This is a genomic window from Ferrovibrio sp. (genome assembly GCF_046297895.1).
In the GTDB taxonomy this organism is placed as follows: Bacteria; Pseudomonadota; Alphaproteobacteria; order Ferrovibrionales; family Ferrovibrionaceae; genus Ferrovibrio.
Genome location: NZ_JBKBHC010000006.1, coordinates 58,404 through 77,801, shown reverse-complemented (window position 1 = coordinate 77,801; position 19,398 = coordinate 58,404). Strand labels below are relative to the sequence as shown.

Sequence of the window (19,398 nt, the reverse complement as noted above, 5' to 3'; positions counted from 1 at the left end):
TGATGTCCTCTCCCCGCTCTCCGCTTGCCGGCATGGCGCTGGTCGCTTTCGGCGCCATCGGTTTCGGCCTGATGCCGCTATTCGCCCGCACCGCCTATGCCGAAGGCCTGCCGCCGCTGTCGCTGCTGACCTGGCGTTTTGGCATCGCCGTGCTGTGCATGCTGCCGTTTCTCGGGCGCATGATCGCGGCGCCACGCGAAACGCTGGTGGCCACGCTGGCCGGCGCCGGCTATATGGGCATCAATCTCTTCTACTTCCTGGCGCTGGAACGCCTGACCGTCGGCCTGACGGTGCTGATCCTGTTCACCTATCCGCTATTCACCATCCTGATCGGCTGGCTTGGATTCAAAGAGAAGCTGACCTGGCAGAATGCGCTGGCGGCCCTGCTGGTGCTGGCGGCGGCCCTGCTGATCCTTTCGCCAGCCGGTTTCGGCGATGGCGAACTGGACTGGGTCGGCATCGGCATGGCCTTCGTGCCACCGGCGGCCTATGCGCTGTTCGTGCATATCGCCGCCAAGCGACTCAGCCGCATGACCGTGCCGGTGCGTCTGGGCGGCGTGTTTCTTGGCGGCCTGCTCGCCATGCTGAGCCTGGGCCTGATCATGGATGGCGGCATTGCCAGCCCCGTTTCGCCGACCGGCTGGGCCGCGGTGGTGGCGCTGGCCATCCTGAGTACCGTGGTGGCGCTGGGCCTGCTGCTGATCGGGGCGCCGGCCGCAGGCGCGGAGCGCAGCGCCATCGCCGGCGCGAGCGAACTGGTGACCGCACTGGCCGTGGGCGCGACCGCCTTCGGCGAAAGTCTGGATATCCGCATGATCGGCGGCACGATACTGATCCTGGTGGCGATCCTGCTGGCCGCCAGAAGCCCTGGCGCGGCGCACAACCAGCCGCATGCGGATTAAAACACTAGAAAAGTGTTTATTATAAATATCAACATTATAAATTGATAAATATTGCGGTTCCGCCTATCCTCCCCGTACGGACTTGCAGGGAGGGATTTACATGCATCGTACCGTCTCGCCATGGCTGCTGGCCATCGCCATCGGACTGGCCGCCGTGCCGGCCGCCGCCCAGCAGCGCAACAACGGCATCACCGACACCATGTTCGCCGCGCAGACCTGCAGCGTCTGCCATGGCAGCGCATCCTATATTTCGCCCACCATGCCCGCCATCCACGGCGTTCCGGCCGACACGCTGTATACTGCGCTGATCGAGTTCAAGACCGACAAGCGCCCCTACACCATCATGGGCCGCATCGCCCGCGGCTATAGCGACGAGCAACTCAAGGCGCTCGCCGATTACCTGGCCAAGAACTGAGCGCGGGAGGACCAGCCATGACCCATTTCTCTCGCCGTCACCTGCTCGCCGCCGGCGCCGCCGCAGCGGCCAGCTTCGGCCTGCCTTCCATCGTTCGCGCACAAACCGCCGGCCGCGTCGTCGTGATCGGCGGCGGCTTCGGCGGCGCCACGGCTGCCCGCTACATCAAGCTGTTCTCGCCCAACACGGAAGTGACGCTGATCGAGCGCGATGCCAGCTACATCACCTGCCCCTTCTCGAATTATGTGCTGGGCGGCATCAAGCAGATCGACGACATCACCCACCGCCGCGATCCGCTGCAGCAGCGCTATGGCGTGAAGATCGTGCGCGGCGAAGCCACTGCCGTCGACACCAACGCCAAGCGCGTGCGCCTGAAGGATGGAGCGCAGGTCAATTACGACCGGCTGGTGGTGGCGCCGGGCATCGAGCTGAATTACGCCGGCGTGCCGGGCTGGAGCGAGCAGGCTGCCAACACCGTGATGCCGCATGCCTGGAAGGCCGGGCCGCAGACCCTGCTGCTGCGCAGGCAACTGGAGAGCATGGCCGATGGCGGCACGGTGATCGTGGCGCCGCCCGCCAATCCATTCCGCTGCCCGCCCGGCCCCTACGAGCGCGTCAGCATGATTGCGTGGTATCTGAAAAACCATAAGCCGAAATCGAAAATCCTGGTCCTGGATGCCAAGGATGCCTTCTCGAAACAGGGCCTGTTCGTCTCGGGCTGGGAAAGCCAGTATCCGGGCATGATCACCTGGATCGCCGGCAAGGATGGCGGCAAGATCGAAAGCGTCGATCCCAAGGGCATGACTGTGACGGCCGGCTTCGGCAAGGAGAAAGGCGCGGTGATCAACGTGATCCCGCCGCAGACCGCCGGCAAGATCGCCATCGATGCCGGCCTGGCTGAGGCGAATGGTTGGTGCGCTGTCGATCCGGCCAGCTTCGCCTCGCGCAAGGCGCGCGACGTCTATGTGCTGGGCGATGCCTCGATTGCAGGCGCGATGCCGAAATCGGGCACCGCGGCCAACAGCCAGGCCAAGGTGGTGGCGGCCAACATCGTCTCGTCCCTGCGCGGTGCCACGCCGCCGGCGGCGGTGTTCCACAACACCTGCTACAGCCTGGTGACGCCGGACTATGGCATCTCGGTGACAGGCACCTATCGTCCCGGCCCGCAGGGCGTGGCCGAAGTGCCCAATTCCGGCGGCGTGTCGCCCATGCGCGCGGATAGCGCCCAGCGCAAGGCCGAAGCCGATCATACTGCCGGCTGGTATGCCGGCATCATTGCGGACACCTTCGGCTGAACGTCTGCCGGCCGCAGGCCCAGCAAAAAACCCCCGGAGCACGAGGCTCCGGGGGTTCAGTTGGGAACACGAGGGTCATCCCTCGACGCTGACCGGAAATTTATCCCATGACGGAGCATCAAAAGGCTGTGACCGTGGTCACAGCTCTTGGAGCGCCGCAAAACTGTCATGGATCAGGTATTTAGGCCTGCCAGCCGCAGTGGTTGCGCTAGGTCAAAGCGGCTGGCCGTGGGCCGTGATTTCCTGATTCTATGAGCGACTCAATGCCTACCCCGCACACCCCGCTGCTGGCCGCGCTGGCAGCCCAGATCGGCCCGGTGCCGCGCTACACCTCCTATCCGACCGCACCGCATTTTCAGGCGGTAGACAATGACCGCGCCTGGCGCGCGTGGCTGGGCGATCTGCCGGACGAAAGCGCCTTCAACCTGTATGTGCATGTGCCCTTCTGCCGGCAGATGTGCTGGTACTGCGGCTGTCATACGCAGGTGGTGAAGAACGACGACACCCTAGAGCGGTTTCTCGCGCTGCTGCTGCGCGAGATCGACCAGACCCTGCCCTACCTGCCTTCGCGGCCGCGCCTGACCGGCCTGCATTTCGGCGGCGGCACGCCCAGCATCCTGGGCGGCGACGGGCTGCAGCGCGTGGCCGAGAAGCTGTATCGGCATTTCACGCCCGAGCCCGGCGCCGAGATCGCCATCGAACTCGATCCGCGCCGCTTCGAGGCCGAACTGATCCCGGGCCTGAAGGCATTGGGCATCAACCGCACCAGCCTGGGCGTCCAGAGCCTGGACGAGAGCGTGCAGGCCGCGATCAACCGCCGCCAACCGCTGGATATGGTGGCGCGCACAGTGGACATGCTGCGCGAGGCCGGGATCGAATCGCTCAATCTGGACCTGATCTATGGCCTGCCGCGACAGACGGTGGAGAACGTCGTCGGCACGGTACAGCAGAGCCTGATGCTGAAACCCGACCGCGTGGCCTTGTTCGGCTATGCCCATGTGCCGTGGATGAAGGCGCATCAGGCCCGCATCGACACGGCCAGCCTGCCCGATACCGCGGCACGTTTCGCCCAGGAAGCGGCAGCGGCGCAAGTGCTGGTGGAAAACGGTTTCTGCCGGGTTGGCCTCGATCATTTCGCCCGCCCCGACGACAGGCTGGCGCAGCATGCGGTGAATGGCGAACTGCATCGCAACTTCCAGGGCTACACCACCGCCGTGGGCGAGGTGCTGCTGGGCTTTGGTCCCTCGGCGATCAGCACCCTGCCGCAGGGCTATGCGCAAAACGTTGCCTCGGTCGCCTCCTGGCGGCAGGCCGTGCACAACGGCGACCTGCCGGTGGCGCGCATGCGGGCCCTGAGCCAGGAAGACATCCTGCGCCGGGCCGTGATCGAAGAACTGATGTGCCATCTGAACGTCGATCTGGCCACGATGGCGACGCGGCACGGCCTGAGACCGGATCTGTTCGATGCCGACTTGCCGCGTCTGGAGCTGCTGGAGCGTCAGGGTGTGGTGGAGCGGCATGGTTACCGCGTGGTGATCAACGAAGCTGCCCGGCCGCTGGCCCGCCAGGTCTGCGCGGCCTTCGACAGCTACCTGCACCGGCAGTCGGCGGCCGCTCCGCCGCGTCACGCGGCCGCCTGATCGCGTGATGGCGGGCACGGCGGCCGGCCTTGTTTTTTGATCGCGCTACCCTTTCTGTAGTGGGCGGATGATCCATCCGCTCTTCCCAGCCAACGGATTTTCACATGACCAGTCTGTTTGATTCCTATCGCATGGGCCAGTTCACGCTGGCCAATCGCATCGTGATGGCGCCCCTGACGCGCAACCGCGCCGCAGCCGGCAACGTGCCGACCGCGTTGACGGCCGAATATTATGCCCAGCGCGCGGGGGCCGGCCTGATCGTGGCCGAGGCGACGCAGGTCTGCCCCGAGGGCCAGGGCTATCAGGACACGCCGGGCATCCATTCGGAGGCGCAGGTGGCGGCCTGGAAACAGGTGACCGATGCCGTGCATGCGCGTGGCGGCCGGATATTCCTGCAGCTCTGGCATGTCGGCCGCGTCAGCCATGTCTCGCTGCAGCCCAATGGCCAGGCGCCGGTGGCACCCTCGGCCATCCGGGCCAACACCAAGACCTTCGTGAACGGAACCTTCACCGAGGTTTCCGAGCCGCGTGCCCTGCGGCTGGAGGAACTGCCCGGCATCGTCGAGGCCTATCGCAAGGGCGCCGCGAATGCGATCCGTGCCGGCTTCGACGGCGTCGAGATCCACGGCGCCAACGGCTACCTGCTGGACCAGTTCCTGCGCGACGGCACCAACAAGCGCACGGATGAATATGGCGGCAGCATCGAGAACCGCGCCCGCCTGATGCTGGAGGTGACCGCCGCCATCGTGGCCGAGATCGGCGCCGAACGCACCGGCATCCGCCTCTCGCCGGTGACGCCGGCGAATGACGCCAGCGACAGCAATCCGCAGCCAGTGTTCAATTATGTGGTGGAGCAGCTCGACAGGCTGAACCTCGTGTATATCCACGTGATCGAGGGCGCCACCGGCGGCGACCGCAACTTTGGCGCCGGCTTCGACTACGAAGCCCTGCGCAGGCGTTTCCGCAATACCTGGATCGTGAACAACGGCTACAGCCTGGAGACCGCGCAGCAGGCGCTGGCCGAGAAGCGCGCCGATCTCGTCGCCTTCGGCCGGCCGTTCATCAGCAATCCAGACCTGGTCGAGCGCCTGCGCCGCAATGCGCCGCTCAGCCCGGTCGATCGCGCCACCCTCTATGGCGGCGGCGCCAAAGGCTATACCGACTACCCTATGCTCGAGGCAGCGGAATAAACCGCCGATACCGGATCGGCAGTCAGATCTCGATCTGGCTGCCGACCTCGACCACGCGGTCGGCAGGCAGGTTGAAGAACTCCATCGCCGTGTTGGCGTTGCGCGACATCCAGGCGAACAGCACCTCGCGCCACAGCATCATGCCCTGCCGCGTGCTTGGGATGATCGTTTCGCGACTGAGGAAATACGAGGTTTCGAACGGCACGAATTGCAGACCGTGCCGTTCGCCCAGCCGCAGCGCCGCCGGCACATCGGGATATTCCATGAAGCCGTAATGCACGAGGATGCGCCAGAATCCATGGCCCAGATCGTGCACCTCCAGCCGCTGCTTGCGCGACACGTATGGCCGGTCGGCGATCACCACGGTCAGCAGCACGTTGCGGGCATGCAAAACCTTGTTGTGCTTCATGTTGTGCATCATCGCATGCGGGATGCCGTCGCCGGTGCCGGTCATGTAGACCGCGGTGCCGGGCACGCGATGGGCGGATTTGGCACCCGATTTCAGGAACAGGTCGACCGGCAGGGCCTCGCTGCGCAGGCGCTCGAACAGCAGGCTGCGGCCGCGCTTCCATGTCACCAGCAGGGTAAAGATCAGCACGCCGGTAACCAGCGGGAACCAACCGCCATGGGGGATCTTCACCGCATTGGCCAGGAAGTAGACGAAATCGACCAGCAGGAAGACAGCCACCAGCGCCCCCATCAGCAGCCGGTTGCCCTGCCACTGCTTGAACATCAGGATGGCGAACATCAGCGTGACGATCAGCATCGTGCCGGTGACGGCGATGCCGTAGGCCGAGGCCAGGTTGCTGGAGGAATGGAAACCCAGCACGAGCAACGCGACGAAGAAGGCCAGCGACCAGTTGATGAAGGGCATGTAGATCTGGCCACGCTCATCGGATGAGGTATGCAGCACACGCAGGCGCGGCAGGAAACCGAGCAGGATCGCCTGCTGCGTCACCGAAAAGGCGCCGGTGATCACCGCCTGCGAGGCGATCACGGTGGCAAGGGTTGCCAGCACGATCATCGGCAGCAGGGCCCAGGCCGGCGCCAGGGCGAAGAAGGGATTGTCGACCGGGCCGGCCGCCAGCAGCAGCGCGCCCTGGCCGAAATAATTCAGCATCAGCGCCGGCAGCACAAAGCCGAACCAGGCCAGCCGGATTGGGCGCCGGCCGAAATGGCCCATATCGGCATACAGCGCCTCGGCGCCGGTGACGGCCAGCACGACCGAACCCAGCGCCAGAAACGCCGTCCAGCCATCGAGGACGAAGAACTGTATTGCGTAATACGGGTTGACGGCCAGCAGCACGTCGGGCTGCCGCAGGATGCCCGTGATGCCCAGCGCCGCCAGCGACAGGAACCACAGCACCATGATCGGGCCGAACAGCAGGCCGACACGGGCGGTGCCGCGGCGCTGGAACATGAACAATGCAAAAAGGATCGCGAGCGTGATCGGCTCGACGGCCTGGGAGAGGTGCGGCGTGGCCAGTTCCAGCCCCTCCACCGCGCTGAGCACGGAAATAGCCGGCGTGATCATGCTGTCGCCATAGAACAGTGCGGCGGCGAAGATGCCGAGAATGGCGACCAGCCCGGAGAGTCGCGAGCCCTGGGTGACGCGGTCGACCAGCGCCAGCAGGGCCAGACTGCCGCCTTCGCCCTTGTTGTCGGCGCGCAGGATGAAGATCACGTATTTGACCGAGACGACCAGCATCACCGACCAGAAGACCAGCGAGAGGATGCCAAGCACATGCGCCTGATCGGTGGCCAGTGGATGCGGCCCGAAGAAGCTTTCCTTCATGGCGTAGAGCGGACTGGTGCCGATATCGCCGTAAACCACGCCGATGGCGCCAAGCGTGAGCCGGGCCAGCGACGAACCCGCAGGGGTGCCGGTGGGAGAAGTTGTCATGATGGGATCGGTGTCTGTCTGTCAGCGCCAGGCGCTACCGGTGGTAGCGCGGGTTTGGCGACTCCTGTGTCAAAGACGCCGGCAGGCTGGTACGATTTCAGCAAAAGCGCAAGCCACATTTGCCCTGCATTCATTGCATTGCTGACATGCGGCAAGCAGGTTATGCGAATTTTATATATGCATTAACGACCGATAGCGACTCCCTCCCGTCGCGGATCGGCGCCGCCGACCAGCTGGTCGGCACGGATCTCGATCCCCTGCAGGCCGCTGACCATGTCGCCTGTTACCACCTTGTGGCCGCGCCGGCGCATCTCGTCGGCAAGCCCGGCCAGCGGTGTGCCGGCTTCCAGCTCCAGTCCGGCATTGCGGTCGAGGAAATGCGGCTGGCCGATGGCCTGCTGGATGTCCATCCCCCAGTCCAGCACGCCGATAACGGTATTCGCGACATAACCGATGATGCGGCTGCCGCCGGGTGAACCAACCACCAGACGCAGCGAGCCATCGGCGTTGAAAGCCACGACCGGCGTCATCGAACTGCGCGGGCGTTTGTGCGGTTCGATGCGGTTCGCCACCGGTCGGCCGTCGCTGACGGCAGCGGCGGAGAAATCAGTGAGCTGGTTGTTGAGCAGGAAGCCGCGCACCATCTGGCGCGAACCGAATGCATTCTCGATGGTAATGGTCATCGACACGGCGTTGCGGTGCGCATCCACCACCGCGACATGGCTGGTGGACGGCAGCTCGGGCGCGATGCCGCGGCCATAGAGCATGCCCTCGCGCTGCGGCGGCTCGCCGGCAGATGCCGGCTGCGGCGAAACCTGCCCCGGCCGGATCAGCGCGGCGCGGTCGCGCAGATAGCCTCTGTCGAGCAGGCCGCCGAGCGGCAGGCGCACATGATCGGGATCGCCGATATAGAAATCGCGGTCGGCATAGGCCAGGCGGCTGGCCTGGGCAATGATATCGATGGCCTCTACGCCGCCGGGATGAAGTTTTGGCAGATCGTATTGCGCCAGCATGCCCAGCATCTGCAGCAGCGCGACGCTGGAGGATGGCGGGGGCATGGTACAGACGCGATAGACCCGATAGGCGATGCAGGCCGGGGCGCGTTCGACAGCGCGATAGCCCGAGAGGTCGGCCAGAGCCAGCGCACCGGGATTCGGTGCGTTGCGCACGGCCGAGACCATATCGGCCGCGATATCCCCGCCATAGAAAACCTGGGCGCCGCCTTCTGCCACGCGGCGCAGGGTGTCGGCCAGCGGCTGGTTCACCAGCAGGCTGCCGATCGGCTTGGGGCTGCCATCGGCCTGATAGAACAATGCACGCGCCGCCGGATTGTCGCGCAGGCGGCGGTCTTCCGCCAGCAGGGCATGCAGCCGGGGCGAGATGGCGAAGCCCTGCTCGGCCATGCGGATGGCGGGATCAAACAGCCGCGCCCAGGCCAGCCGGCCATATTCGCCATGAACCTTCTCGAACATGCGCAGCAAGCCAGGCACGCCCACCGAGGCGCCACCCACCACGGCATCGAGGAACGGCTTCTTCTTTCCCGCCGCATCAAGGAATAGGTTGCGATCCACTCCGGCCGGCGCGGTTTCGCGGCCATCGAAGGCGCGCAGTTTCTTTGCCGTTGCGTCCCAGACCAGCATGAAGCCGCCGCCGCCGATGCCCGAGGATTGTGGTTCGACCAGGTTGAGCACCAGGGCGGTGGCGATCGCGGCATCGACCGCCGAGCCACCCTCGGCCATGACCTGCGCGCCGGCCTGCGCCGCCAGCGGATTGGCCGCCGAGGCCATGTAACGGCTGGCGGTGACGGCGGATTTCTCGCTGCGGCCGGTTCGCCCTTCGGGCGCAATACTTTCGTATGCAGATGGCGCGGCGGGCTGCGGCTGGGCTACGGTGCGCTGCACAAAAGCAACAAGCGGAATTGCTGCGGCCAGCGCAATGATTCCATGCTTAAACGCCATGTGCATTTTCGTTTCCATTCACCCAGCGGATAACAATTCCGTAATGATAGGGTGATCCCGGTGCCATGAATAGGTAGTTCCCCTTAGGTAGAAGACCGGGATTATCCGGCAGCCGTATTTCCGTTAAGTCTTTTGCATCAACGCAAACGGGCGGGGGATTTGACGATGGCCACAGCATACGCAGTTCAGCAGCACAGCGACCTGCCCCGCATGCGGCCGGCCCCGCCGCCGCCACGCAAGGCAGAAGCAGGCATAATACCCCTGCTTCCCGGCATCACTACCGAGCTGCATCGGATCGGCACTCCGGTGGCCGTTGCGCGCGGCGAAGAGGTCTGCGCCGCGGGATCGCCGACCGATTACGTCTACAAGGTGGTGGATGGCACCTTGCGGGTTTCTCGCCTGTTGCCCGATGGACGCCGCCACATTGCCAGTTTCCTGATGAAAGGCGACTTTTTCGGTTTCGCCGACCTGGGCGACTACAGCCATTCGCTGGAGGCCCTGACCGACTGCGCCCTGATCCGCTATCCGCGTCGCCGCTTCGATGCCGTGCTGGAGGCCGATCCGCAGGCCGGCCAGCAGATGTTCCGCCTGCTCTGCCAGCAATTCAACGCCGCCAACGAGCTGCTGATGACGCTGAGCCGCAAGACCGCGGCCGAGCGGCTGGCCACCTTCCTGATCGCCATGACCCGCCGCCAGGGCGGGGCCGGAAGCCGCCAGGTGGCGCTGGCCATGCCGCGCGTCGACATCGCCGATCACCTGGGCCTGACGATCGAGACGGTCAGCCGCGTGGTGACCCAGTTGCGCCGGCAGAAACTGATCGACCTGCGCGGCAGCAATGACGTCATGCTGCTCAATCCGGACGGCCTGGAAGACCTGGCGGGCGACTGATCCCCCTGCACACCCGCCGTTTCGGATTCCTGCGGCAGCGGCAACGCTGCCGCATTCGTTTTGGGGTGCTCACAATATAGGAATGGCCGCCGGGAATGGCGGGACCAAGCCTCAATGGGCGGCGAAGGCCTGTTCTATGGTCTGGAACAGCGCGGCATGCGACAGCGGCTTGTCAAGCAGCGCCAGCGCCCCAAGTTCGGCCGCCTGGCTCTGCAGGGCCATGTCGCGTTTGCCGGTGATAAGGATCGTGGCAGGAACCTTTCCACGGTCGCGCATGGCCTGCATCAACTGGATTCCGGTCATGTTCGGCATGTGGACATCCAGGATCAGGCAGCAGCGCGACAGGTCGGGATCGGCTGCCAGGAACCGTTCGCCAGACTCGAAGTCCTGCACGGCATAGCGGCGCACCTGCAACAGCGCCTTCAGCGAGTCGCGTACGACATCGTCATCGTCGACGACATAGATGAGGTGTTCGGGTCCGCTTGCCATGATGCGGAGGATAGCGGCCGACCACCGTGTTACACAATTAAGGAAGACTACCTAGCGTCTGCCGGATCGCTGCCAGGGAACCCGGCCGCCAGGGCCATGCGGATCAGATGCGACAGACTGTCGGCATCCATTTTCTTCATCAGGTTGGCCCTGTGGATTTCCACGGTACGGGGGCTGATGCTCAATTGATGGGCAATCACCTTGTTGGGATTGCCGATGATCAACTGCTGCAGGATATCGCGTTCCCGGCCGGTCAGGCTGGCGATGCGGGTGCGGGCCTCGGCGACATCCACGTCGGGCAGCAGGCCGGCCGGCGCCGCCTGCAAGGTCTTGTTCACCGCCTGCAGAATATCGGCATTGGTATAGGGCTTCTCGATGAAATCGTTGGCGCCCGCCTTCATGGCGCGGACGGCCAGCGGCACATCCCCGTGCCCGGTGACCACAATCACCGGCAGCATGATGCTGCGGGCACGCAGATGCTCGAGCAGCGAGATGCCGTCCATGCCAGGCATGCGCATATCGACGATGGCGCAGCCGCTGGCCGGCGGGCGATAGCCTTGCAGGAAAGCCTCTGCCGAAGCGAAGACGACAGCCTCAAAGCCCTTGGCCAGCAGCAGGGCGGCCAGGGATTCGCGCACGGAGTCGTCGTCATCGACGATGAAAATGGTCGGCTTCATCATGATTCCGTTGTTTCGCCGGGTTTCGCCGGCAGATGGAAACGGAATATCGCGCCACCCTCCGGGTTGGGTTCGGTCCAGAGACGTCCGCCATGGGCTTCGATGATCGACTGACTGATCGACAGACCGATACCCATGCCATCCTTTTTGCTGGTGACGAAGGGCTGGAACAGGCCCTGCGCGATTTCTGGCGCAATGCCCGGGCCGGTATCGATGATTTCGACCTGCTGATACTCCCCGTCGCTGCGGGAACGGATGGTCAGTTCGCGACGGCTCGACTCGCGCAGGGCCTCCACGGCATTGCGCACCAGATTCACCACCACCTGCTGGATCTGGATCTTGTCGATCCGCACGGGGGCAAGGTCCTGTGCCAGATCAAGATGCACCTGTATGTCATCCACCCGGGTCCCGATGGTAGCCAGGTTGCTGGCCTCGACGATCAGGCGGTTGATATCCTCCGGGTTGCGTTCGGCCGGGCCTTTCTCAACGAAGCTGCGCAGCCGGCGGATGATCTGCCCTGCCCTTTCGGCCTGTCCCACCGCCTTGGCGATGAAATCGGGCACCTGCGGCGGCACGTCGCTGCCGGCGGTTTCCAGCATCTGCCGTGCGGCCTCGGCGTAATTCATGATCGCGGTGAGGGGCTGGTTCAGTTCATGCGCCAGCGAGGAGGATAGCTGGCCCATTGCGCTGAGACGCGAGATATGCACCAGTTCGGCGGTGAGCTCGCGTTCCCGCTTTTCCGCCTGATGCCGCTCGGTGATGTCGCGGATCACGCCGATGAACCCGCTGCTGCCGTTCGGACCGCGCATTTCGCCGATTGAAAGATCGATGGGAAAAACCGCGCCGTTCTTGTGTTGCGCCTGCACCTCGCGGCCGGTGCCGATGATCTTGGCCTTGCCGGTGGCGTGATAGTTATGCAGATAGCCGTCATGCTCGCGGCGATAGGGCTGCGGCATCAGAATATTCACGTTCTGGCCAATCACTTCCATGGCGCGGTAGCCGAATATGCGTTCGGCCGCACGGTTGAAAACCTCGATGCGGCCCTCGGGCGTGATGGCGATGATGGCATCATGGGCGCTATCGATCAGGGCACGGAAGCGCTCCGCAGCCTGCTGTTCGGTCACCTCGCTCCGCTCGCGTTTGGCGATTTCGCTGCCCAGGGCAGCCGTGTGCTGTTCCACATCGCGCTGCGCCGCACCGATTTGCTGTTGCAGCCAGGCGAAGGCCCCCAGCAACGCCGCCGTCACGCCAAGGCCCGCCACCAGCCAGCGCGAATCCGCCCCTGCCTCGCGATAGGCGATATAGGAGAGGACCACGCCGGCCGCCGCTGTGGCAGCCATGATCAGGGGAATATAAAAGCGAGACATACTGAAATGGCTGGCTTATGGCTGGTGGGCGCTATCGTCCGATTGTCCAAACGAGAATCGTGTTTACTCGATAAGAACCGTGAATGCCATTGATCCGCAAGCTTTTTCCGCTGCTACGCGCGTGGCCTGGTCCGTCTGTCCGACTGGCCAACCGGCGCCAATGCCCCTACAGATAGGCCGCCAGATAGGCCGCCAATCCGGATGGGTGTGATGCGAGACCTGTATGCAGTTCTTCTGCTGGCCGTGTCGACGGCGGCCTGCAGTGTCGCCAATGCCCCGCCGCAGGGTCAGCGCATGGTTGTCAGCCCGAATGGCGAACCACTGGGCCACGCAGACACCATGGCCGGTTGCGAGGATCGGATGGCCGCCTGGTTCGCCCGCACCGACCATGATCGCGATGGCCGCCTTTCCGAACGCGAATGGCTGATGGATTCCGAAGCCTGGTTCGGGCGCGCCGATGCCGACCGTGACGGCTTTGTCACCGTCAGCGAGCTGACCCTGCTGCGCCGCGAGCTGGAGCCTGCTGCGCCGCCACCCACGCCGGTCCGCGGCCGCGGCCAGTCAGTGATCGACCGCTCGCCCGATCCGGTGATGGCGGCGGATACAAATCTTGATTTCAGGGTCAGTGCGGCAGAGTTCCGCCTGCTCAGCGAGAAGCGTTATATCCTGAAAACCCGCAACGGAGAGCCGGATCGCGCCGCCATCGCCGAGGAATGCCGGCGTCGGTAGCGCCGCGCAGGCCCTATGCCACGCGCTGCATCCGCTCCGGCTGCCCCTCGGCGAAGTCCACCGCTGCTTCGGCATGCAGCAGGGTGGAATCGAAAACCGGCAGGCCGGTATGCTCGGGCCCGATCAGCAGGCCGATCTCGGTGCAACCCAGAATCACCGCATCGGCACCGGCCTGGCGGCCACGTTCGATCACATCCTGATAGGCTTGCCGCGATTGCGGCCTGACGACGCCGCAGCACAATTCGTTGAAGATCACATCATGTACCAGGCCGCGATCATCGGCCGCGGGAACCATCGCATCGATGCCGAAACGTTCGGCCAGGCGCGCGCGATAGAAATCCTGCTCCATGGTGTAACGTGTGGCGAGCAGCAGCGGACGCTTCGCGCCGGCATCCTTCAGCGCATGGCCGACGACATCTGCGATGTGGATCAGCGGCACCCCGGCTTTCACCTCCACCGCATCGGCCACCTTGTGCATGGTGTTGGTGCAGATCAGAACGCATTCGGCGCCGGCTTCGGCCAACTGGAGCCCGATCTGCGCCAGCGTATCCGCGGCCTGGTCCCAGCGGCCGGCCTGCTGCAGGGCCACGATGCGGCTGAAATCCAGCGAACGCAGCAGGATTTCGGCTGAGGCCAGGCCGCCATGGCGCCGACGGACGATCTCATTGATCTGACGGTAATAGACCGCCGTGCTTTCCCAGCTCATGCCGCCGATCAGGCCAATGGTTTTCATATTACCCCTCCAGGAACCGAAATCGGGCTGAGGGTAGCCGGTCGGGGGCGGCAAAAGGATGCAAAGTCAGGCGCATATGGCCTGGAAACCGATAAATAATTTCGGATATATATAATAATCACAGAAAAATTTTTCGACAAAACGGCAAAACCATGCTCGATCCGCGCGACCGTAAGATTCTCGATATTTTACAAGGGGATGCCGCCATCCCCATCGCCGAACTGGCCGAGCGCTGCGCGCTGTCGGTTTCGGCCTGCTGGCGGCGCATCCGCCGGCTGGAGGAGGATGGCCTGATCGCCAGGCGCGTGGCCCTGCTCGACCGGCGCAAGGCGAAAGTGCCGACCACGGTATTCGTCAGCGTGCGCACCTCCCGCCACTCGATGGAATGGCTGGAGAAATTCCGGCAGGCCATCGCCGACATCCCGGAGATTGTCGAGGCCTATCGCCTGACCGGAGAGATCGACTACCTGCTGCGCATCATCGTGCCGGATGTCGAGACTTATGACGCCGTCTACAAGCAGCTCATCTCGCGGCTGGATTTCACCGACATTTCCTCCTTCATCAGCATGGAGGAACTGAAATTCACCACCGCGATTCCGACGAAATACGCCTAACCGATGCTCATCAGGCTGGCATTGCCGCCAGCGGCCGCCGTGTTGGTGCTGATGCTGCGTTCGGCCACCAGACCATGCAGGGGATAATCCGGCCCAGCAACATATCCGGCCGCATATACCGGCAGGACCGTATCGGAACCTCCAGCCAGTTGCCGGGTCAGCTCCAGCAAGGCATCGCCGTCGCCCTCGAACAGCACGGCCGAAGGCGGCATGCCGGATTCCGCGATCTGCTGGCGCAGATCATCGGGCAGGCTGCCGAGCAGCGCAGTATATGCGGCTGCGTCGCGGATCACGACGCGATTACCGGTGGCAAAGGCCGCTGCAAGCTGCAGCTTCAGCCCCGCCTCGCTCTGCGGCGCGCATAACACAACGCCGCGCGGCAGCAGCAGATAAAGATTGCGTTCGCCCACCGGGCCGGGCAGTTCCACTGCCGCACCCAGCGGGCTTTGTGTTGCCATCGCCATGCAGCGATCCGCCAGCGCCAGATCGCCGCGCTGGCGCAGCCATTCGGCGTAGCGCTGCGCGGTGGCAGGTGCTTCGCCCTTGATGCTGGGCGGCGGCGCCGCTTGCAGAAGACGATGCAGATACAACGGGCCGCCGGCCTTCGGTCCGGTCCCTGACAGGCCATGGCCACCGAAAGGCTGCACGCCAACCACGGCGCCGATGATGTTGCGGTTCACATAGAGATTGCCGGCCGCGATCCGCCGGGTGACATGGGCAATGGTTTCATCGATGCGGCTGTGCAGGCCGAAGGTGAGGCCATAGCCACTGGCGTTGATGCGGTCGATCAAGGCATCGAGTTCGTGCCGGCGATAGCGCACCACATGCAACACCGGACCGAATACCTCGCGCTGCAGTTCGCCGATATCCTCCAGTTCGATCAGGGTTGGCGGCACAAAAGTACCGTGGCGGGTGTGGGGCGGCAGCGGAAATTGCTCGATCCGCCGGTCTTTGGCGCGCATGGCATCGATATGGACCCGGATATTGCGCTGGGCTTCCGCCGTGATCACCGGGCCGACATCGACCGACAGGCGATCCGGCGACCCGACGCACAGTTCGGCCATCGCACCTTTCAGCATGGTCAATACGCGGTCGGCCACATCCTCCTGCAGGCAGAGGATACGCAGGGCCGAGCAGCGCTGGCCGGCGGAATCGAAGGCCGAGGCCAGCACATCGCCCACCACCTGTTCGGGTAGCGCGGAGGAATCGACGATCATGGCATTCAGCCCGCCGGTCTCCGCGATGAAAGGCACCGGCCGGCCATCGGGATTGAGGCGTAGCGCCAACTGGCGCTGGATCAGCCGCGCCACTTCAGTCGAGCCGGTGAACATCACGCCACGGATGCGCGGATCGGCCACCAGGGCCGCACCGGTCTCGCCTGCACCGGGCAGCAACTGCATCGCACCGGACGGCACGCCTGCCTCGCGCAGGATCAATGCCATCTGCATGGCGACCAGCGGCGTCTCCTCTGCCGGTTTCGCCAGCACGACATTGCCGGCAGCCAGCGCGGCAGCCACCTGGCCGGTGAAGATCGCCAGCGGAAAGTTCCACGGGCTGATGCAGGCCACGGGCCCAAGCGGGCGATGACTGTCGGCGGCAAAGCCGGCGGCCTGGCCGGCATAGTAGCGCAGGAAATCCACGGCCTCGCGCACTTCGCCCACCGCGTTGGGCAATGTCTTGCCCGCTTCGCGCACGATCAGGCCCAGCAGTTGCGGCATGCGGCTTTCCAGCAGGTCGGCGGCACGCCGCAATGCCTGGCCACGTTCGCTTGCCGGCGTGGACTGCCAGATCGGCGCGGCCGCCGCCGCCCTGTCGATGGCGGCCACAACCACATCCGGCGTGGCCGTCACGACATGGCCAACGATATCGGCATGGTTGGCCGGATTGCGCAGAGGTAGAGCGCTCCCCTCTTCCACCGTCATATCGGCCAGTAGCGGGGCGGCCCGCCAGACGATATCGCCGCTGGCCAGCAGCGCTGCCGACAGGGAAGCCAGCCGCTGTTCATTGGTAAGATCGAAACCGGCGGAGTTCGTCCGATCGCCGAACAGCTCGCGCGGCAGGGCGATCTTCGGATGCGGCGCGCCGAGCGGCTGGATCGTCTTCGCGGCCTCGACCGGATCGGCGATCAGCGCGTCAATTGGGATATCTTTATTGGCAATCTGGTTCACGAAAGAGGTATTGGCGCCGTTTTCCAGCAGGCGGCGCACAAGGTAGGCCAGCAGAGTCTCATGCGTGCCGACCGGTGCATAGATGCGGCAGGGCCGGTTCAGCTTGTCACGCCCCACCACCTCTTCATACAGCGGCTCGCCCATGCCATGCAGGCACTGGAATTCGTATTGCCCGGGATAAAAATTCGCGCCAGCCATGGCATGGATGGTGGCAAGCGTATGCGCGTTATGCGTGGCGAATTGCGGATAGGCTGCATCGGGCGCTGCCAGCAGCTTGCGCGCGCAGGCCAGATATGACACGTCGGTGTGAACCTTGCGCGTGAAGACAGGAAAGCCCTCCAGCCCTTCAAGCTGGGCACGTTTGATCTCGCTGTCCCAGTAGGCGCCTTTCACCAGGCGGATCATCAGGCGGTGATGGCTGCGCCGGGCCAGGTCGATCAGCCAGTCAATCACGAAGGGCGCGCGTTTCTGATAGGCCTGTACAACGAAGCCGATGCCGTTCCAGCCGGCGAGGTCGGCATCGAAACACAGCGCCTCCAGCAGGTCGAGCGAGATTTCCAGCCGCTCGGCCTCCTCGGCATCGATGTTCAGGCCGATATCGTATTGCCGCGCCAGCAGGGCCAACGTCTTCAGCCGCGGCAGCAATTCGGCCTTCACCCGCTCCAGGTTCGCCCGATTGTAGCGTGGATGAAGCGCCGAGAGCTTCACCGATATGCCCGGGCCCTCATAGATGCCGCGTTTCGCCGCCGCACGGCCAATGGCGTGGATCGCCTGTTCATAATCGGCGTAATAACGCGCGGCATCGGCGGCCGTGGTCGCCGCCTCACCCAGCATGTCGTAGGAATAGCGGAAACCCTGCGCTTCCCACTTGCGGCTGTTGGCCAATGCCTCGGCAATGGTCTGGCCGGAAACGAACTGTTCGCCCATCATGCGCATGGCAATATCGACGCCCTTGCGGATCAGCGGCTCGCCGCCCCTTGCGATCAGCTTGGTCAACGCGTTCGACAAAGACTTGCCGCTGCTGGTGGCGGCCAGCTTGCCGGTGATCAGCAGGCCCCAGGTCGCCGCATTGACGAATAATGAGGGGCTGTGGCCCAGATGCGCTTCCCAGTCGCCGATGCCGATCTTGTCGCGGATCAGCGCATCGCGGGTGGCGCGGTCGGGGATGCGCAGCAGGGCTTCGGCCAGGCACATCAGCGCGACACCCTCCTGGCTTGAGAGCGCGTATTCGTGGATCAGGGCTTCGACACCGCCGCCCTCGGCCTTGCCGCGCAACGCCTCAACCAGCCTGCGGGCAAGATCAGACGCCGCCTGCGTCACGCCGACCGGCAGGCGGGCCTCGGCGATCAGCAGCGGCAGGCATTCCGGTTCCGGACGGCGATAGGCCGCGGTGATGCGGGCGCGCAGCACGCTTTGCGGCTGCACACCCTGAGCGAAATCGAGAAAGGGCATGACCGGCGCCGGATTGTCGGCCGGCATCTCGGCCAGTTCGGCCGGAGTGGCGCCGGCCAGACCCAGCAGGTCGCTGACGTCCTGGCCACGCTCGAGGCGGTCCAGCACCGTGAGCAGGGCCTGCTTGATCAGCCAGTGGGGGGTGCGCCCCAGTCCATCGGCAGCCTGTTTCAGCCGGGCCTTCAGGTCGTCGTCGATCTTCACCCCGATGGTGGTTGCTGCCATGGCCAGCCTTCTCCCTGTCGTGGCCGGTCGGGAAACGTCACCGGCGCAACCGTTATCGGGAGTAAGGCGCAACCACGTCAAGCCAAAAAGGCGCAACCCGTCTGGGATCCTGGGAATGAGCGCTCGGGGGCCTTGAACCCCAGGTAAATGGCGCCGCGATCCCCTTCAGGGCCAACCGGCAAACCACAATCCGACTCCCACACCGGATTCCCACATGGGACGCGCCCCGAGGCTCTGATGGAGCATCGCGATGGAACAAGAGTTTGGCATTAAAGGGAGAAAATGGTGGGCGGTGAGAGGGTCGAACTCCCGACATCCTCGGTGTAAACGAGGCGCTCTACCACTGAGCTAACCGCCCGCCGGGCCGCCGGAACGGCCAAAGCCGGGGCTCTATAGCAGATCGGGCCCGGCATCGCTACCGGGCCCGAGCATGATCCTGCCATTCAGGCCGAACTCAGCCGACAGCCTCCTTCAGCGTCTTGCCGGCACGGAATTTCGGCTGCCGCGTGGGCGGCAGATCGATCCGTTCGCCCGTGCGCGGGTTGCGGCCCGGACTGGCGGCCCGGGTGCCGACGAAGAAGCTGCCGAAGCCGACAATCCGCACCTCCTCGCCGCGCCGCATGGCCTCGGTGATGAGTTCGAACACCGCCTCGACGGCGCGTTCGGCCTGTTCCTTGCTGAGACCCGCGCTGTCGCGCACCTGGGCCATCAGATCCTGTTTGTTCACGCTGCCGTCCTCCGAAACACGCTGGC

The 19,398-nt window shown here is 64.7% G+C and carries 15 protein-coding genes, 1 tRNA gene and 1 pseudogene; 8 read left to right on the top strand and 9 right to left on the bottom strand.

What is annotated here, in order from left to right; genetic code table 11:
- The first annotated feature begins 2 nt into the window (after positions 1-2).
- From ACK4FK_RS11450 to ACK4FK_RS11430, 5 genes are all read left to right on the top strand, one after another.
- Positions 3-902: a DMT family transporter gene (locus ACK4FK_RS11450; RefSeq protein WP_409745087.1), complete on the top strand. Its 900-nt coding sequence runs from the start codon at positions 3-5 to the stop codon at positions 900-902.
- Positions 903-1,002: 100 nt separating this feature from the next.
- Positions 1,003-1,317, top strand: coding sequence for a c-type cytochrome (locus tag ACK4FK_RS11445; protein ID WP_409745086.1), 315 nt, complete (start codon positions 1,003-1,005; stop codon positions 1,315-1,317).
- A gap of 17 nt (positions 1,318-1,334) precedes the next feature.
- Positions 1,335-2,612 (top strand): FCSD flavin-binding domain-containing protein, encoded by a 1,278-nt coding sequence (locus tag ACK4FK_RS11440; RefSeq protein WP_409745085.1) that lies wholly within the window; start codon positions 1,335-1,337, stop codon positions 2,610-2,612.
- Positions 2,613-2,875: 263 nt separating this feature from the next.
- Entirely contained in the window at positions 2,876-4,252 is a 1,377-nt protein-coding gene (gene hemN / locus ACK4FK_RS11435; RefSeq protein WP_409745084.1) for an oxygen-independent coproporphyrinogen III oxidase, read from the top strand.
- 104 nt (positions 4,253-4,356) lie between these two features.
- Complete coding sequence (locus tag ACK4FK_RS11430; RefSeq protein ID WP_409745083.1) at positions 4,357-5,442, top strand: alkene reductase; 1,086 nt, start codon at positions 4,357-4,359, stop codon at positions 5,440-5,442.
- A 22-nt stretch (positions 5,443-5,464) separates the two neighbouring features.
- Here the strand turns inward: ACK4FK_RS11430 and ACK4FK_RS11425 are convergent, their stop codons facing one another.
- Complete coding sequence (locus ACK4FK_RS11425) at positions 5,465-7,345, bottom strand: potassium transporter Kup (RefSeq protein WP_409745082.1); 1,881 nt, start codon at positions 7,343-7,345, stop codon at positions 5,465-5,467.
- A 182-nt stretch (positions 7,346-7,527) separates the two neighbouring features.
- The gene (ggt, locus tag ACK4FK_RS11420) at positions 7,528-9,303 is read right to left on the bottom strand and encodes a gamma-glutamyltransferase (RefSeq protein WP_409745081.1); all 1,776 of its coding nucleotides are present in this window, start codon (positions 9,301-9,303) and stop codon (positions 7,528-7,530) included.
- Between the two features lie 165 nt (positions 9,304-9,468).
- Here ggt and ACK4FK_RS11415 point away from each other — a divergent pair, with 165 nt between their 5' ends.
- The gene (locus tag ACK4FK_RS11415) at positions 9,469-10,191 is read left to right on the top strand and encodes a Crp/Fnr family transcriptional regulator (protein WP_409745080.1); all 723 of its coding nucleotides are present in this window, start codon (positions 9,469-9,471) and stop codon (positions 10,189-10,191) included.
- A gap of 111 nt (positions 10,192-10,302) precedes the next feature.
- On the opposite strand, the gene ACK4FK_RS11410 is transcribed toward ACK4FK_RS11415, so the two are convergent.
- From ACK4FK_RS11410 to ACK4FK_RS11400, 3 genes are read right to left on the bottom strand one after another with little or no spacing between them, the layout of a single operon-like run.
- A complete protein-coding gene (locus ACK4FK_RS11410; RefSeq protein WP_409745079.1) occupies positions 10,303-10,680 on the bottom strand; it encodes a response regulator in 378 nt (125 codons plus the stop codon).
- A 47-nt stretch (positions 10,681-10,727) separates the two neighbouring features.
- Positions 10,728-11,360 (bottom strand): response regulator FixJ, encoded by a 633-nt coding sequence (gene fixJ, locus ACK4FK_RS11405; RefSeq protein ID WP_409745078.1) that lies wholly within the window; start codon positions 11,358-11,360, stop codon positions 10,728-10,730.
- Entirely contained in the window at positions 11,357-12,697 is a 1,341-nt protein-coding gene (locus ACK4FK_RS11400) for a two-component system sensor histidine kinase NtrB (protein ID WP_409745077.1), read from the bottom strand. The genes fixJ and ACK4FK_RS11400 overlap by 4 nt, the downstream gene beginning before the upstream one ends.
- A 237-nt stretch (positions 12,698-12,934) precedes the next feature.
- Between ACK4FK_RS11400 and ACK4FK_RS11395 the strand changes: the two genes are divergently transcribed.
- Positions 12,935-13,453 carry a hypothetical protein gene (locus tag ACK4FK_RS11395; protein ID WP_409745076.1) on the top strand — a complete coding sequence of 173 codons (519 nt, stop codon included), beginning with the start codon at positions 12,935-12,937 and terminating at the stop codon, positions 13,451-13,453.
- A 13-nt stretch (positions 13,454-13,466) separates the two neighbouring features.
- On the opposite strand, the gene ACK4FK_RS11390 is transcribed toward ACK4FK_RS11395, so the two are convergent.
- Positions 13,467-14,186, bottom strand: a complete 720-nt coding sequence (locus ACK4FK_RS11390) for an aspartate/glutamate racemase family protein (RefSeq protein ID WP_409745075.1) — start codon at positions 14,184-14,186, stop codon at positions 13,467-13,469.
- Between the two features lie 152 nt (positions 14,187-14,338).
- On the opposite strand from ACK4FK_RS11390, the gene ACK4FK_RS11385 reads away from it, so the two are divergent.
- Positions 14,339-14,800, top strand: coding sequence for an Lrp/AsnC family transcriptional regulator (locus ACK4FK_RS11385; protein WP_409745074.1), 462 nt, complete (start codon positions 14,339-14,341; stop codon positions 14,798-14,800).
- Here the strand turns inward: ACK4FK_RS11385 and putA are convergent.
- The 3 genes and pseudogenes from putA to ACK4FK_RS11370 form a co-directional block, all read right to left on the bottom strand.
- Positions 14,797-18,645, bottom strand: coding sequence for a trifunctional transcriptional regulator/proline dehydrogenase/L-glutamate gamma-semialdehyde dehydrogenase (gene putA, locus ACK4FK_RS11380; protein ID WP_409745073.1), 3,849 nt, complete (start codon positions 18,643-18,645; stop codon positions 14,797-14,799). The two genes, ACK4FK_RS11385 and putA, sit on opposite strands and share 4 nt — an antisense overlap.
- A 283-nt stretch (positions 18,646-18,928) precedes the next feature.
- A tRNA-Val gene (locus tag ACK4FK_RS11375) sits at positions 18,929-19,003 on the bottom strand.
- A gap of 96 nt (positions 19,004-19,099) precedes the next feature.
- Positions 19,100-19,381, bottom strand: a pseudogene (locus ACK4FK_RS11370) (HU family DNA-binding protein); the annotation flags it as partial.
- Positions 19,382-19,398 lie beyond the last annotated feature (17 nt).